The organism is Acinetobacter sp. SFD, assembly GCF_001647575.1.
Classification (GTDB): Bacteria; Pseudomonadota; Gammaproteobacteria; order Pseudomonadales; family Moraxellaceae; genus Acinetobacter; species Acinetobacter pecorum.
In genome coordinates, this window is the sequence record NZ_LSZJ01000015.1 from 126344 (window position 1) to 141360 (window position 15017).

12 protein-coding genes and 1 pseudogene are annotated in these 15017 nt (G+C 43.2%); 9 read left to right on the top strand and 4 right to left on the bottom strand.

What is annotated here, in order from left to right; translation table 11 throughout:
- The 5 genes from AY605_RS12820 to AY605_RS12840 form a co-directional block, all read left to right on the top strand.
- Window positions 1-445: acyl-CoA dehydrogenase family protein (locus AY605_RS12820; RefSeq protein WP_265732887.1), on the top strand; the 445-nt coding region annotated here is incomplete at its 5' end.
- A 254-nt stretch (window positions 446-699) separates the two neighbouring features.
- Window positions 700-1980: an MFS transporter gene (locus AY605_RS12825; protein WP_064096769.1), complete on the top strand. Its 1281-nt coding sequence runs from the start codon at window positions 700-702 to the stop codon at window positions 1978-1980.
- 40 nt (window positions 1981-2020) lie between these two features.
- Window positions 2021-2692 (top strand): 3-oxoacid CoA-transferase subunit A, encoded by a 672-nt coding sequence (locus AY605_RS12830; protein WP_064096770.1) that lies wholly within the window; start codon window positions 2021-2023, stop codon window positions 2690-2692.
- Window positions 2692-3351 (top strand): 3-oxoacid CoA-transferase subunit B, encoded by a 660-nt coding sequence (locus AY605_RS12835; protein ID WP_064096840.1) that lies wholly within the window; start codon window positions 2692-2694, stop codon window positions 3349-3351. The genes AY605_RS12830 and AY605_RS12835 overlap by 1 nt, the downstream gene beginning before the upstream one ends.
- Before the next feature lie 204 nt (window positions 3352-3555).
- On the top strand, window positions 3556-6135 hold the full coding sequence (locus AY605_RS12840; protein WP_064096771.1) for an EAL domain-containing protein: 2580 nt from the start codon (window positions 3556-3558) through the stop codon (window positions 6133-6135).
- 175 nt (window positions 6136-6310) lie between these two features.
- Here the strand turns inward: AY605_RS12840 and AY605_RS12845 are convergent, their stop codons facing one another.
- From AY605_RS12845 to AY605_RS12855, 3 genes are all read right to left on the bottom strand, one after another.
- Window positions 6311-7510, bottom strand: coding sequence for an MFS transporter (locus AY605_RS12845; protein WP_064096772.1), 1200 nt, complete (start codon window positions 7508-7510; stop codon window positions 6311-6313).
- 17 nt (window positions 7511-7527) lie between these two features.
- The gene (locus AY605_RS12850) at window positions 7528-8793 is read right to left on the bottom strand and encodes a DcaP family trimeric outer membrane transporter (protein ID WP_064096773.1); all 1266 of its coding nucleotides are present in this window, start codon (window positions 8791-8793) and stop codon (window positions 7528-7530) included.
- Window positions 8794-8907: 114 nt separating this feature from the next.
- The gene (locus tag AY605_RS12855) at window positions 8908-10206 is read right to left on the bottom strand and encodes an MFS transporter (protein ID WP_064096774.1); all 1299 of its coding nucleotides are present in this window, start codon (window positions 10204-10206) and stop codon (window positions 8908-8910) included.
- A 454-nt stretch (window positions 10207-10660) separates the two neighbouring features.
- Here AY605_RS12855 and AY605_RS12860 point away from each other — a divergent pair, with 454 nt between their 5' ends.
- The 3 genes from AY605_RS12860 to AY605_RS12870 are packed head-to-tail and all read left to right on the top strand — an operon-like array spanning window position 10661 to window position 14200.
- Window positions 10661-11434 (top strand): enoyl-CoA hydratase, encoded by a 774-nt coding sequence (locus tag AY605_RS12860; RefSeq protein WP_005096905.1) that lies wholly within the window; start codon window positions 10661-10663, stop codon window positions 11432-11434.
- Window positions 11435-11436: 2 nt separating this feature from the next.
- Complete coding sequence (locus AY605_RS12865; protein WP_064096775.1) at window positions 11437-12957, top strand: 3-hydroxyacyl-CoA dehydrogenase; 1521 nt, start codon at window positions 11437-11439, stop codon at window positions 12955-12957.
- A gap of 25 nt (window positions 12958-12982) precedes the next feature.
- Window positions 12983-14200, top strand: a complete 1218-nt coding sequence (locus AY605_RS12870; protein WP_064096776.1) for a 3-oxoadipyl-CoA thiolase — start codon at window positions 12983-12985, stop codon at window positions 14198-14200.
- A gap of 114 nt (window positions 14201-14314) precedes the next feature.
- On the opposite strand, the gene AY605_RS12875 is transcribed toward AY605_RS12870, so the two are convergent.
- On the bottom strand, window positions 14315-14752 hold the full coding sequence (locus AY605_RS12875) for a PaaI family thioesterase (RefSeq protein ID WP_004730966.1): 438 nt from the start codon (window positions 14750-14752) through the stop codon (window positions 14315-14317).
- Between the two features lie 110 nt (window positions 14753-14862).
- Here AY605_RS12875 and AY605_RS12880 point away from each other — a divergent pair.
- Window positions 14863-15017 (top strand): annotated as a pseudogene (locus AY605_RS12880) (class II aldolase/adducin family protein); the annotation flags it as partial.

Genomic DNA, 15017 nt, shown 5'->3' on the forward strand with positions numbered 1-15017 from the left:
CTTGAACAGTGCGCGTTACGGGATTGCATGGGGTGCGATGGGAGCTGCAGAATTCTGCTGGCATACCGCGCATCAGTACACCATGGACCGTAAACAGTTTGGCCGACCACTTGCTGCGAATCAGCTGATCCAGAAAAAACTGGCAGACATGCAAACTGAAATTGCCCTTGGCTTACAGGTGGCTTTACGTTTTGGCCGCATGAAGGATGAGGGTATTGCTTCAGTTGAAGGTACATCTTTAATTAAGCGTAATAACTGCGGTAAGGCACTGGATATTGCCCGTTTGGCCCGTGACATGATGGGCGGTAATGGGATTAGCGATGAATTCGGTGTAGCCCGTCATCTGGTTAATCTGGAAGTGGTAAATACCTATGAAGGTACCCACGATGTACATGCCCTGATTTTAGGACGTGCACAAACCGGAATTGCAGCCTTTTGCAACTAAACCTGAGATCTCCCTCTAGCCAGCATTGCTGGCTAGATTGTTTTCGGGGTTAAGCATCGCGGCTTAATCACATCTATTTGTAGATTGCTATGTGATTTCACCGTATTCAATTTTTAAAAACCTTGAAAAGCATTTTTATATCACTTTGTTAAAGCGTGATAATGATCAATAAATATTATATATTTCAATTAAATAATTAAGTGAAATATTGATTTTTAAAAGGCACAGGAGTGCCGAAAAGTAGAAAGAGCATTATGGATACGATCAGTTCACAACAACACCAGGTAGAAGGTGGAAACGAACCCAAGCAAAAAGTCTGGATTCTGGCCTTTATCTTCTCATTTTTGGCATTACTGGTTGATGGTGCTGATATTGCATTATTAGCCTACAGTCTGACCAGTCTGAAACAAGAATTTTCATTAAGTAATATGCAGGCCGGTGCCTTGGGAAGCTGGACACTTGCAGGCATGGCTATCGGCGGTTTTTTTGGTGGCTGGGCATGTGACCGTTTTGGCCGGGTTCGTGTTATCGTCATTGCCATTGCATTATTTTCTTCATTAACCTTCTGGTTGGGATTCGTGGAAAGTTATGATCAGTTCAAATGGCTGCGATTTACGTCTGCGATTGGACTAGGTGCTCTATATATTGCCTGTAACACACTCATGGCAGAGTATGTACCCACCAAATATCGCTCTACAGTATTGGCAACGCTCATGACTGGCTGGACTTTAGGCTCGGTGGTCGCAACTGTTCTGGCTGGATGGTTATTACCTGAGTTTGGCTGGCGATACCTCTATTATATTGCCATTATTCCAATTGTACTGGCTTTCGCGATGTACTTTTTGGTGCCTGAACCGAAAGCCTGGTTAGAAGCACGTCAGGCCCGACTGGATGCAAAAGCCAGTGGCATTGTGCAGGAAAAGCCCAAGAACACTTTCAAAATGATTTTTGAAGATGCACTCAGCCGTCGCATGTTTATCCTCTGGTCCTTCAGTACCGCATTTTTACAGTTTGGCTATTATGGAGTCAGCAACTGGTTACCGGCCTACTTAGAGACTGATCTGGGAATCAAGTTTAAAGAAATGACCATGTATATGATCGGAACTTTCCTGATCATGATGTGTACCAAGGTTATTGCCGGTTTTATCGCTGACCGGATTGGCCGTCGTGCGGTATTTGCTTTCGGCACTATGGGTACTGCAATTTTTATCCCTGTGATTGTCTTTGGTAATACGCCGGATAACATTCTCTGGCTGATGTTATTTTTTGGTTTTCTCTATGGTATTCCATACGGTATTAATGCGACTTACATGACAGAAAGCTTCTCCACCAAAGTGCGTGGAACAGCCGTGGGTGGTGCCTATAACGTAGGCAGACTGGGTGCTGTGTTTGCACCTCTTACCATTGGTTATTTTGCTCAAGGAGGCTCAATTGGTACGGGTTTACTGATCATGGGCATTGCCTATTTTCTTTGTGGCCTGATACCCGCTTTCTTTATTAAAGACCGCTTATTTGATCCGCAAAAGGCAGATTAATCTGCAATTGCAATATAGATAGAACATGCTAGGAAGCAATATGATGAATAAAATCACGCAGGATATCGAGACGGTACTCAAGCAAATTCCTGATGGTGCACACATTATGACCAGTGGTTTTGGCCTGGCAGGTCAGCCGGTCGAATTAATCGAAGCATTAATTGATCTTGGTCCTCGAGACTTAACCATTATTAACAACAATGCTGCTTCTGGAGATCGTGGTCTAACCAATCTGCTGTTGTCTGGACTGGTTAAAAAAATGATCTGTTCATTCCCGCGGGCCAATAACTCAACCGTCTTTGAAGACCTGTATAAGGCAGGAAAAGTTGAACTGGAACTGGTGCCACAAGGCAATCTGGCCTGCCGTATTCAGGCAGCCGGTGCAGGCTTAGGAGCTGTTTTTACTCCAACCGGTTTTGGTACCAAAATTGCTGAAGGTAAAGAAACCCGAAATATCAATGGAAAAGATTATGTGCTGGAATATCCGATTCATGCTGATTATGCCTTGGTATATGCCAATCAGGCAGATCAGTGGGGCAACTTGACCTACCGTAAGGCAGCACGGAATTTTGGTCCGATCATGGCCAAAGCAGCAAAAACCACCATTGCACAAGTGCATCAGATTGTGGAACTGGGAGAGCTTGATCCAGAGATCATCGTAACGCCGGGAATTTTTGTACAGCATGTGGTCAAGGTTGGAGATATTAAATGATGAATATTCAAAAACGTAGCCGTGAACAGATTGTGGCTAAAGTGGCACAAGACATTCCAGCTGGCTCTTTTGTGAATTTGGGTATTGGTTTACCGACACGCGTGGCTGGTTATTTAAAACCTGAACAAGGAGTAATTCTGCACTCGGAAAATGGCGTTTTAGGTTTTGCTGCCTTGAATGATCCTGAACAGGCAGATGATGACCTGATTAACGCCGGTAAAGAACTCGTAAGCATGCTACAAGGTGGCAGTTTTATGAATTCTGCGGACTCTTTCGATATCATGCGAGGCGGGCATCTGGATATCTGTATCATGGGTGCCTTTCAGGTTGCTATTAATGGTGATCTGGCGAACTGGCATACCGGTAATGCTGATGCTGTACCTGCTGTAGGCGGTGCAATGGATCTGGCCGTGGGTGCTCGATGTGTCTATGTCTGTATGGAGCATATGACCAAAAACGGTGAAGCAAAAATCGTTGAAGAACTAACTTATCCTCTAACAGGTAAGCAGTGTGTCAACCGCATTTATACCGATCTCTGTGTGATTGAATTAAAAGATGGCCAAGCTCAGGTTATTGAAATAGTGGATGGCTTAAGTTTTGAGGAGTTGCAAAGGAAGACTGGCTGTAAATTAGTGGACAGTCGTCAACAAGCAGCCTAAAAATAAGACATCAAAATTTGAACGAGTGAAACATAATTTCAAATCACAGCTTTGGCTGTGATTTTTAAACTTTAATATTAATATTTTTTTACACATAAAATGAGGCATATTTCGCACTTTTAAGATGTACATATAAACTTTTGCTAATGATTATCTTAAGAATAAGTCTAAAATGTTAACAAGCTAAGGAAGGTGATAGTCTGAATGCATAATAATTGTGATGATCAAGATATTTTTCATATTTTTAATCTGATTGGCCGCCATACTGAACTCAAACCTATTCTCGACATTATTAGCCAATGGCTGGAATCACGTATTCCAGAGGCGCTTGTCACAATTATGCTCTATAGAGAAGACTCGCAAACTTTAAATGTTATAAGTGGCCAGCAGCATTTCTCAAAAGAGTACTGTAATGTCATCCAAGATTTAAAGATTGGTCCTGATCGAGGAACCTGTGGCGTAGCTGCTTTTTTGCGTCAACTCGTCATTAGTCCAAATTTAATGAAAGATCCAAACTGGCAGTCCTACCGTGCTGTAGTGAATGCAGAAAAGCTGTCTAGTTGCTGGTCTATGCCGATTATAAATGCCTCAGATATTTTATATGGCACTTTTTCGACCTATTATCGGGCACCCAAAATACCGACAGAACAGCATATTGAGCTTTTGAAACAAGCGGCAAAATTAGTGGCCCTCGCAATCGAACTTGATCAGGAGCGTCAAAAAAGACAGGAGCTTAATGAGAAATACTGTTCTTTTTATACTTATCATCCCCATATCATTTTTGAACTTGATTTACAGGGGCATATGCTTACTACCAATATTGCTTGCGAAGAAATTACAGGATTTTCTAAAGAGCAAATTTGTGGTCAGCATTATTGTGCTTTTATACCGCCCGAATTTCATGAGCTGGCCAACTTTTCATTTATAGAAACGCTGCAAGGTAAATCTCAACATTTTGAGCTTCCAATCTATAATGTTACTGGAGATATTTTATGGCTGGATTTGACCAATTTACCGATTATACAAAATCAGAAAGTTACCGGCGTTATTGGCATTGCGCGGGATATTACTTTATCCCGTAAAAACAAGGAGGATTTGCGTTTATTAAAACGGGGAGTAGAAGCCAGTCCGAATAGTCTTTTTATTACCGATGTTTCAGAAGAAAGGTTAATGGTATATGTGAACCCGGCTTTTCTCAAGCTCACAGGCTATACAGAAACAGAAGTTTTAGGGCAAGGCTGTTTTTTCTTGCAGGGTCCAGATACTGATCCGGATCAAATTTCATTACTCAAGCAAGCAGTTAAAAAACAAAAAGAAATTCAGGTCACCATAAAAAGTTACTGTAAAGATGGCAGCTGGTTCTGGAACCGTTTAACCCTAGGTCCTATTTTTGATCAGACTGGAACCTGTACCCATTTTCTAGGAATTCAGGAAGATATTACCCAGCAACTTATTCACGAAGAATATATCCGGCATCAGCATACCCATGATTATTTAACCGGTTTGCCGAACCAGCATGCATTTAAGCAAATTCTGGAAAATATTTTTGAAGTACAGCATGAGAGTTCAGAACCTTTGGTGCTGCTATATATAGACCTGGATGACTTTAAAAATATTAATGACAGCTTGGGTCATCTGGTGGGGGATCAGATTCTTAAAAGTGTGGGTGAACGGCTGCAAAAATTTATTCAAGATGATAACGTGCTATGCCGCTTTGCTGAAGATGAGTTTATCTTACTGCTTTCAGGAATATATGAATCATCTGAAGTGGAGGCGATCGCTGGAGAAATTCTTGAGCTTCTTTCCATACTTTTTGTTATTGATCAGTACAAAATACATTTAAGTGCCAGTATTGGTATTGTGGCGGATGACAGCTCAATCCAGCATTCATCTGAACTGATCTATCAGTCTGTTTTGGCAATGCAGGAAGCCAAAAGACAGGGGCGTAACATCTGGCAGTGGTATGAAAAAAACAAAATGCAGCCTGTCGCAGAAATAGATTATACCAATCTGCGTCTGGAACTTATGGAAGCGATCAATCAGGAAAATTTCGACCTGTTCTATCAGCCGCTGGTTCATCCTGAAACTGGACATGTAACAGGTGTGGAAGCCTTAATCCGTTGGTGTCATCCGCAACAGGGTTATATTTCCCCAGCAATTTTTATCCCTCTTGCAGAAAGAACCGGGCAGATTATTAGTGTAGGCCAGTGGGTGCTGGAAAAGGCCTGTTTAGATATTGCGCACTGGAACAAGAAACATAATAGCCAGATCACGGTATCGGTGAATATTTCTCCCTTACAATTCCGTAGAGCAGGCTTTCTACAGGTACTTGAACATGCGCTTCAACTCAGTCAATTACCGCCGGAACTACTTAAAATTGAAATTACGGAAGGTGTCATCATTAATGGCGCAGACCGAACCATAGAAATTTTAAAAGCGGTGCGTGCTTTAGGCGTACAGGTTGCCATTGATGACTTTGGCACAGGTTATTCGAGTCTCAGTTATCTGCGTCGTTTGCCGATCAATCAAATCAAGTTAGACCGTAGTTTTATTGAAGAGCTGACCCTCGATGGTCAGGATGCTGCAATTGTGCAATCCATTATTCATCTAGCCCATCAGCTGGATTTGGAAGTTGTCGCAGAAGGGGTCGAAACCTTAAGTCAGGCCAGTTTGCTCTATCAACAGGGCTGTGATTTGCTACAAGGCTTCTTTTATGCAAAACCAGCACCTTTAACTGAATTGAAATCTGTTTATCTCGCAATGGAAAATAGTAAATTGAATTAACTCTAAAAAGTTAAGATATCAATATTTTCAACCACTCTTCAGAGAGAAAGGAAATGTTAAACAGGCCTCAAAATTTTTTCTATTTTTATGAGCATATCATCTTTAGAATTTGCACTTGATATAGAAAGCGGGATAAAAAAATAAGCTTTTAACCTCTAAAGGTTTTTAACAGTATTTAAGGCTCAGGCTGAATATTGGCTAAATTTCTTTCTTGGTTTAAATCATAATAGTTAATCACAAAGATCAAGAGGGCAAAAATAAAACCTAAAATGACACAGGCAGACCAGCCATAGCTTTTCCATAAATGCAGCGATAAAAATGCTCCCAGACCGGCACCTGAAAAATAACAGGTCATATAGATGGCATTAATCCGCGAGCGTGCCTGCATTGAAATTCGATAGACCAGATTCTGGTTCAAGACATGCAAACAGGAAATTCCAAAATAAGCCAGAATCAAGCCCAGGATATAAATCCATAAATAGTTCTGGGCAAAGAATAAGGGAATCCAGGCCAGAATCAGTCCACATGTGGCCAGGTGCGCAATCCATTTTTCCCGATGTCTGCCAATCATTTTACCAGTCCACTGAGAGGACCAGATGCCGACCACACCCACAATACCCATGAGACCAATCTGGAAATCATTAAAATGATACGGTGCTTCAGCCAGAATAAAAGTCATGGTAGTAAAGATAATACTCAGCATGCCAAAACCCAAACCTCCGATCATACTACGCCGGATCAGCATGGGTTCTGTTCGGGCAAAGGTAAATAGTGAGCGATAAATTTGCAATATATTCATCTGCAACTGGCTCTTGGTGCTCGGCAACTGGAACCACATCGCCAGACTTAGCAGAAGAATTGCACAACCACTAAATAGGTATACCGCATGCCAGGACCATAAAGTAGAAATCAGTCCGGCTACGGTACGGGCAAACAGAATACCCACCAGAACACCACTCATGAGCAGGCCAACGACTTCGGCACTTTTATCACGTTGCGACAGGCTGGCGGCAAAAGGAATCAGAATCTGGGTGGTAATCGAACAAAAAGAGGCGAGCAGAGTAAAGCCATACAACATATGCAGATTGGTACTGGCTGAAAGCCCAATAAGTGCCAGTCCGGTACAGAACATTAAACTGCAGATGTACAGCCGTTTTTCGAACAAATCCCCCAGAGGGACAAACAAAAATAACCCGGTGGCATAGCCAATCTGGGTCAATACTACAGTCCAGCCAGACTGGGCTACACTGATCTGCAGATCCTCTGCAATAGAATAAATCAAGGGCTGGTTAAAATAATTACAACCTGCGCAAAGTGCGCAGGTCATTGCCATCATGAACATGAAACGGCGTGAAATTTGCCCTTGGGCTGACATCCTTGTCTCCTGAGGCCTTAAAAACTATAGTTGGCAGAGAGGTTGATACGCGAAATATCTGCTTCCTTATTGTCAAAGGTTTCACGCTTGCCATGATGATATTCTGCACCCAGATTAATCTTTGGAACAGGAGAATAGATCACGTTAGCCACATAGTCGGTTAAGCGCTTATTGGCTTCCGGATTGGCTTTAGCATAATCGCTAGAATCATCAAAATCGACCACACTGGCTGCAATACTGCTACGCCATTTCGGTGTGAATTTATGCGTAAATCCGATATTCAAACTGTTAAACTCATTCAGTAAAAGTTCATTATTGGCTGTATCAACCGAATAGTCGCCACCCCAAGCTGCACCGTCAACCGTAGAACCTTGAATTAAAAAGGCAGCAATACGCTGATCGCCTACTATATGGAAATAATTGCCCTGAATAGAGTTTCTATCATCAAAACGATAACGTCCACCAGCACCAACCCCCCAGCCAACTTTCTCGATATCACCTGTCGCGGTTTGCGCCTGCTTTTCATTGATAAAGCCTTGAGCTAACAGATGTAGCGGACCGGATTGATGTACAAATTTGGTGGTTAAGGCAGGTAAGGCAGAGGAGCGATCACCACCGGCCATATATTCCAAGCCGACATTCCAGGTATTTTCCGGATCAAGCTTAAACGCATAACTGACCTGGGGAGTACGTAAGATCGAACCACCGAGCAATAAACTGTAGTCTACCGCATCGGTGCTAATTTCCGGCGTAGACATGAGTGACCAGGCCTGACCAAAAGTCCAGTTATAATATTTAAAATATGCATGACGGATACGGAGGCCACCATCACCTTTGCCATTGTTGGTCCAGAAATCAGCTTCCAGACGTGCGGAAATATTCGGATTACCTCCCAGATCTTTGGCCAGAAAACCAATACGGCTGGCGGCTGCAGTGAAATCGGAACGGACTGAATCAGGTTCAGTAAAAGGCACTTTATTGATCTGGTTAATGGTACGGCCACGGGTTTCTGGCGTACTCTTAAAATCAATCGCGCCATCCAGACGGATCATTCCATACACATCAACATTGTCCATCATGCTACTTAAACTTTTGGATTCTGCTACTTTAGACTGTTCCTGCTGTACTTTCAAAGCAAGCTGCGATTGTTTTTGCTGTTCCAGTTCGGACTGAATCTGTTTGAGCTGTGCTTCTAGAAACTGGATACGATCTTCCGATACTTCTGCTGAAAGTACAGTTCCTGATGCAATACCGCACAATGTAGCTAAAACTAATTTTTTCATTTCTTAATCCCTAAAGAAACTTTTAATCCTGAATGAAAGGAAACCTTTCTATACGTGTGGTCAATAATTGGAGAAAGAGGAAGACAGCAAGTTGTACTGTCTTCCGGAGAGTATTTATTCTGCTTTTTGCGGATCGTATAAACGGTCTTTAATAAACAGGGCCGGAATTAAGCCGCAGAAGAAGTAGGCAGCGCCCATCACCATCAAGCCAGTTCCAATTGAGCCATGCATGGCCAGATAGCCAATGGTAATCGGGGCAAAAATGGCACCGATCCGGCCAATATTGAATGCACCACCCACGGCTGTTCCACGAACTGCAGTCGGGAAGCTTTCAGTCAGATAGGTTGCATTAATGGCATATGGAATGCCGTACAGGAAACCAAAGATCAGCATCAGTACACCGATGTTGTCTGGAGTGTGCATGTAGACCACGACCGGAATGAACAGCGCAGTACCCATGGTGCCGAAAGCAAACACGATACGACGGCCAATCTTGTCAGCAACATAGCCCGCAATGATTTTGGCGAATATCATGGTCAAGAAAGTACCAATCATATAGATCGCCATTTCTTTAAACTTGATGCCTAATTCAGCTTCAAGATAACTTGGCAGCCAGTTACTTACACCGAAATAACCGAATAAGAGAAAACCTGAGCTGAATGACCATAAGATAAACATTCTGCCGTGGGTTTTATCTTTTAAAATGGTGATATATGGATTGCCTTTTTTCGCATTATTATCCACGATCTGGCCGGTTCTTTTCATTTCCCGAACACGTTTCCACGATTCTGGTTCAGGCACCATAAAGTGCATGAGGATACCGAGTGCTAAAGGTGCAATCGTAATCCAATACAGCATACGCCAGCCGAACTCAGGAATAATCCAGCCTGAAAGCATGGTAATCACCAGAGAACCCAGAGTGAAGCCGGTCATCAATGTTGCCAGCACTGTGGTACGGTATTTGGTAGGCACATATTCAGACATCAAGGTATTACAGGCAATATACAAGCAGCCCAGACCTAAGCAGGACAGAGTACGTAACATTGCAAATTCAGTATAAGACTGCGCAAAACCTGAGTAGGCAGACAAGATCGAGAAGGCGATGGTTGCCAGTACAATGACGCGGACACGTCCAAATTTGTCGCATGCCCATCCACCAATAAAGCCTCCAATCCCCATACCTAAAAGAGAATAACTTCCCAAGGCCCCCGCCTGTACAGAAGTTAGGCCCCATTCCGCTTTAAGACTGGTCAGACTAAAAGCCAGAATCCCGATATCTGCACCGTCACAGAGCAAAATCAGAAAAGCAAAGACAAAAGCCGTCATCCATAGACGTTTTGGTGCCTGTTTGATGGTATCCGTGGAGGAGACATCGGTTTTATTGTCTCCTGTTACGATGGTATCGCTTGTCATTCTTATATCCTCTATATATTCAAAGTAGCATTTCCTCTGCTACCGCTAAATCCATTTTTCTTCCTCACGGAAACATAGTTTTCCTGATTTAACAGACTTGCTCTACACACAACAGCCGCTGCATTTATTATCAGGCTACATTCGATTTTTCACGCTTTACGCTAAATCAAAATCATCTCATTACTGGAAAATTTGATTTCGTAAATTACTTCTAAGTTCTGCCTTATGGTGATTATTCATTGAAATGAATAACCAGATTGCATTTAAAATAATTAATTCCGTATTGCGAAATTAATTAATCATAAAATGAGAAATTGAACAAGAGTTTTTACTCTATTTTTATTTAAAAATAACTTTTTTGAATTCTGGGGTTAAAAATCCTTGATTTATAGCTTGAGAAACCTTAGTTTTATATAAAATAAAATTTCGCTATACAAAATAAATGGAGATTTTAATGGAACAGGTAGTTCAAGTAGAACAAGTTTCAGCACATGTAGCGATGGTTAAAATTCATCGACCAGAAGCGAAAAATGCCTTGAATACAGAAGTTCGCCAGAAACTTGCGGCGGCTTTTCTGCAACTGAATGATGATGAAAATGTCCGTGCCATTATTCTTACCGGTGGTGAAACAGATTTTGCAGCAGGCGCAGACCTGAAAGAACTGGCCAATGCAGAAACCATCCAGATGATGCAGCGTCGGACTGAACGTTACTGGCAGGCGATTGCACAATGTTCCAAACCGGTGATTGCAGCTGTAAACGGTTATGCACTGGGTGGTGGCTGTGAACTGGCCATGCATGCAGACATTATTATTGCCGGGAAAAGTGCCCAGTTTGGTCAGCCTGAAGTAAAAGTGGGTGTCATGCCGGGTGCAGGTGGTACCCAGCGCTTATTCCGTGCAGTTGGCAAATTTCATGCCATGCGCATGATCATGACCGGTTGTCTGGTACCTGCACCGGAAGCCTATCAAATTGGCCTGGTGTCCCAGGTGACTGAAGACAGTGAAACCCTTGCAACTGCCATCAAGATGGCAGAAGGGCTGGCAAAAATGCCACCAATTGCCTTGGAGCAAATCAAGGAAGTGGCTTTATTGGCCGAAGATGTGCCGCTCAATGCCGGACTTACCCTGGAACGTAAGTCTTTCCAGATGCTGTTTTCTTCAGAAGATCAAAAAGAAGGCATGCAGGCCTTTATCGAAAAACGTAAACCGAATTATCAGGGACGATAAGCATGAGTATTCAGATTCAAAAAATTGGCATTATTGGTGTAGGCACGATGGGTGCAGGTATTGCCCAGATCGCGATTCAGTCTGGTCATGATGTTGTACTGTTTGATGCCAAAGAAGGGGCAGCCGAACAGGCACAGGACAAACTGGCCAAAACATTAAATACCTTGGCAGATAAAGGTAAATTCAGCCATGAAAAAGCCGCTGAAGATATTGCTCATCTGTCGACTGCGCAGCAGCTAGAAGACCTGAAAGATTGTGACTTAATTGTTGAAGCGATTATTGAAAATCTGGAAATCAAGCAAAAATTGATGCAGCAACTGGAAGGAATTATAAAACCAGAAGCGATTCTGGCATCCAATACATCTTCATTGTCGATTAGCGCAATCGCCGCCAACTGTAAGCAGCCAGAACGTGTTGCCGGTTATCACTTCTTTAATCCGGTACCACTGATGAAAGTGGTCGAAGTGATTGAAGGCTTTAACACCCGTGCTGACATTATTGAAGCATTAACCCAGCTCTCGACAAAAATGGGTCATCGTCCGGTCAAAGCTAAAGATACGCCAGGGTTTATCATTAACCATGCCGGCCGTGCCTTTGGTAGCGAAGCCTATGCAATTCTGAATGAAAATGTCACACCATTTTATGATATTGACAGGATCTACCGTGACGGAATCGGTTTCAAGATGGGGCCGTTTGAATTAGGTGATCTGACCGGTATGGATGTCTCGCATCCGGTGAGTGAATCGATTTATCACCAGTATTATGAAGAAGCACGTTACCGTCCAAGCGTGATTACCCGTCAGCGTTTTATTGCCAAGCAGTTAGGTCGTAAAACCGGTAAAGGTTTTTATGATTACACCTCGGGCAGCAAAGTAGGTGATGTGGCTCCAGCATTGGTTGAAAAACTCGATCAATATCCAGCAGTCTGGCTAGGCACAGAATATAGTGAAGACCGTCAGGCACTTGAGCAATATCTGCAACAGTTCAACATTCAGATTGAGCAAACTGAGATACCTTCAGCAGAGGCTTTAATCCTGATTGCCACTTATGGTGAAGATGCAACATCAGCCGCTGTTCGTTATCATGTGGCACCTCAGCAAGTGGTGTGTATCGATCTGCTATATGGTCTGAATAAACACCGTACCTTGATGCCAACTTTTGTCACCCAACCTGAGCTAATAAAAGCAGCCCAATCGATTTTCAATCTGGATGGTATGACCGTCAGCGTAATTCAGGAAAGCGTCGGCTTTGTGGCTCAACGTGCTTTGGCAATGATTGTGAATCTCGGCTGTGATATTGCCCAGCAAGGCGTTGCAACGGTAGAAGATATCAATATCGCAGTGAAACTAGGCCTTGGCTATCCATATGGCCCTATTGAATGGGGGGATGTACTGGGTGCTGAAAAAATCCTGAAAATATTAGACCGTATGACTGCGATTACCCGTGACCAGCGTTACCGTCCAAGTCCTTGGTTGCGTCGCCGTGTTCAGCTTGGTCTGCCTCTTGTTCATACAACAAATTAATTAAAAAGTTAAAGGAATAACACTCATGTTAAATGCATATATTTATGATGGTTTACGTTCACCAATCGGTCGCCATGCAGGAAGTCTGTCAAGCGTACGCCCAGATGATCTGGCAGCGACCGTAATTAAAAACCTGCTGGAAAAAACCGGTATTCCGGCAGCAGATGTAGAGGATGTAATTTTTGGTAGTACCAATCAGGCCGGTGAAGACAGCCGTAATGTGGCACGTTTTGCAGCATTGTTAGCAGGTATGCCGGTAACAATTCCGGGTCAGACGGTAAACCGCTTATGTGCATCAGGTCTCGGTGCTGTGATTGATTCGGCACGTGCCATTACTGCAGGTGAAGGCGAGTTGTACATTGCCGGTGGCGTAGAAAGCATGACCCGCGCACCTTTTGTAATGGGTAAAGCAGAGAGTGCTTATTCACGTGATGCCAAAATTTATGACACCACGATTGGTACCCGTTTCCCGAACCGTAAATTTACGGATCAGTTTGGCGCGCACAGCATGCCTGAAACAGGTGATAACGTGGCTGAAGAATTCGGTATTAGCCGTGAACAGGCTGATACCTTTGCTGCTGCATCACAGGCAAAATATCAGGCAGCGAAAGAAGCAGGTTTCTTTGAAGGTGAAATTACCCCGATTGAAGTTTCTCAAGGACGCAAATTGCCGCCTAAACAAATTACTGAGGATGAGCATCCACGTGCTTCTTCAACATTTGAAGCTTTATCCAAGTTAAAACCGCTTTTCGAAGGTGGTGTAGTAACAGCGGGTAATGCATCAGGTATCAATGACGGCGCTGCAGCACTGATTATCGGCAGTGAAAAAGTGCAGGAACTGTATGGCTTAAAACCTCTCGCTCGTATCCTGTCTTCTGCAGCCGCTGGCATTGAGCCACGCATCATGGGAGCAGGCCCAATTGAAGCAATTAAAAAGGCAGTACAGCGTGCGGGTTTGACGCTAGACGATATGGATATCATCGAGATTAATGAAGCCTTTGCCAGTCAGGTATTATCTTGCCTGAAAGGTCTGGATGTCGCTTTGGATGATCCGCGTGTCAATCCAAATGGTGGTGCGATTGCCATTGGTCATCCACTGGGCTGTTCGGGTGCGCGTTTAGCTTTAACCGTTGCACGTCAGTTACAGCGTACCGGTAAAAAATATGCCGTGATCAGTCTGTGTATTGGTCTGGGTCAAGGCCTGGCGATGGTGATTGAAAACCCTGAAGCTGCAACATCTTAAGTCATCACCTAAATGCCATGTATATGTGATATGCATGGCATTTTTTTATTGGGATTTTTCTTTCAAAATAAAAATCCCTGCACATGCAGGGATTGATTACATCAGTGTAATGATTTACTTACGGGCAGTGACTAATAAAGTCGCTGAACCAAATGCATAAACTTTACCTTCTTTATCGATAATTCGGCCTTCTGAGGTCAGTACATTACGCCCGATCCGGATGACTTCACCAATAGCTGTATAAGTTTCGCCGCTTTTCATCGCTTTCAGCATTTTGACATTCAGGTCAATGGTCGAGAAACTAACACCTGCATCTACTGTCGTATGCACGGCAGCGCCAGTGGCACTATCTAGAACCGTTGCACAAAAGCCGCCATGAATTCCACCCTGTAAATTGTAATGGCGCTGATCAGGACGCACCTCATATTCCACATAGTTTTCGCGCACCAAGGTCAGACGCATGGGAATAATTTCACTCATGGCTGAGCTGGGAATTTCCCCATTTTTAATTGCGGTGAGATATTCAAGTCCGTTTAATTGTGATGTGGGCATATCCACTCCTTGTAACGATTTATTTCGCTTTATGAAATAATATTCTGTTTTTCTAGAATTATGATATAACAGATAATGATCGAAATGCTATATTTTTCCAGGATGGAATGATGACAATAAAAAATCTCGTCACAGATGCTGAATGGCAGGCACGTTGTGAACTCGCAGCGCTTTATCGCATTATCGCGCATTACCGGATGACGGACCTGATCGATACTCACATCAGTTTAAGAGTTCCCGATCAACCTGACTGTTTTCTGATTAA

Coding starts and splice junctions, on each gene's coding strand:
- AY605_RS12825 (WP_064096769.1), top strand. CDS start 700: ATGGATACGATCAGTTCACAACAACACCAGGTAGAAGGTGGAAACGAA.
- AY605_RS12830 (WP_064096770.1), top strand. CDS start 2,021: ATGATGAATAAAATCACGCAGGATATCGAGACGGTACTCAAGCAAATT.
- AY605_RS12835 (WP_064096840.1), top strand. CDS start 2,692: ATGAATATTCAAAAACGTAGCCGTGAACAGATTGTGGCTAAAGTGGCA.
- AY605_RS12840 (WP_064096771.1), top strand. CDS start 3,556: ATGCATAATAATTGTGATGATCAAGATATTTTTCATATTTTTAATCTG.
- AY605_RS12845 (WP_064096772.1), bottom strand. CDS start 7,510: ATGTCAGCCCAAGGGCAAATTTCACGCCGTTTCATGTTCATGATGGCA.
- AY605_RS12850 (WP_064096773.1), bottom strand. CDS start 8,793: ATGAAAAAATTAGTTTTAGCTACATTGTGCGGTATTGCATCAGGAACT.
- AY605_RS12855 (WP_064096774.1), bottom strand. CDS start 10,206: ATGACAAGCGATACCATCGTAACAGGAGACAATAAAACCGATGTCTCC.
- AY605_RS12860 (WP_005096905.1), top strand. CDS start 10,661: ATGGAACAGGTAGTTCAAGTAGAACAAGTTTCAGCACATGTAGCGATG.
- AY605_RS12865 (WP_064096775.1), top strand. CDS start 11,437: ATGAGTATTCAGATTCAAAAAATTGGCATTATTGGTGTAGGCACGATG.
- AY605_RS12870 (WP_064096776.1), top strand. CDS start 12,983: ATGTTAAATGCATATATTTATGATGGTTTACGTTCACCAATCGGTCGC.
- AY605_RS12875 (WP_004730966.1), bottom strand. CDS start 14,752: ATGCCCACATCACAATTAAACGGACTTGAATATCTCACCGCAATTAAA.